Annotated in this window: 1 protein-coding gene; it reads right to left on the bottom strand. The window is 63.5% G+C overall.

Features of this window, described 5'->3' with window-relative positions:
• On the bottom strand, nt 1-211 hold a 211-nt coding region (locus tag D0T11_RS21815; protein WP_147374816.1), incomplete at its 3' end, for a hypothetical protein.
• Between the last annotated feature and the right edge of the window lie 328 nt (nt 212-539).

Here is a 539-nt window from a genome sequence, read left to right as displayed (position 1 = left end):
GACGCAACGCCTGATTGGGCTTGGTCTGGCGCTTATAAAGCAGTCCCAGTGGCAGGGCGCGGTTGTTTTTGAAGAAGCCGTCGAGCACGGGGCTGGCCGTCAGGCCCAGTTGGTGGCGGTAGGTGGCCACGGAGTCGGCGGGGGGGGCGGTTTGGGCGGCGGCGGCCAGGGGCAGGGCGGCGGCCAGCAGCAGGCAAGTAAGGGGGTTCATAGCGGGAAAAAAGGAGGAAAAGGAAAGGCCCGAAAAAAGCCACGCGGGCCCCGGCAGCCCGAGTGGGGGCAGGAGGCAGGCAGTGGCGGTGTGTGAGTGGGGTAGGCAAGCAGCGCGGCCCGGCGCGGTAGGTAGATAGAGCGGGCGGCGGTGGTAGCAGACAGAACGGTAATGCGGGGGTACTCTACCCTACTAAATATTGCGGCATAAAACGGGGCAGTCCGACCTTTGGGGTTCCTACACCATCCAAACCCGTTCTGCCCCGTGAAGCAATGCCTCAGCGCCAAACTTACTACGCTTTTGCGACAGGTGCCGTTTGTGCGCCATT

It is taken from the genome of Hymenobacter rubripertinctus (genome assembly GCF_003583925.1).
Taxonomy (GTDB): domain Bacteria; phylum Bacteroidota; class Bacteroidia; order Cytophagales; family Hymenobacteraceae; genus Hymenobacter; species Hymenobacter rubripertinctus.
This window is presented reverse-complemented; position numbering and strand designations above follow the sequence as displayed.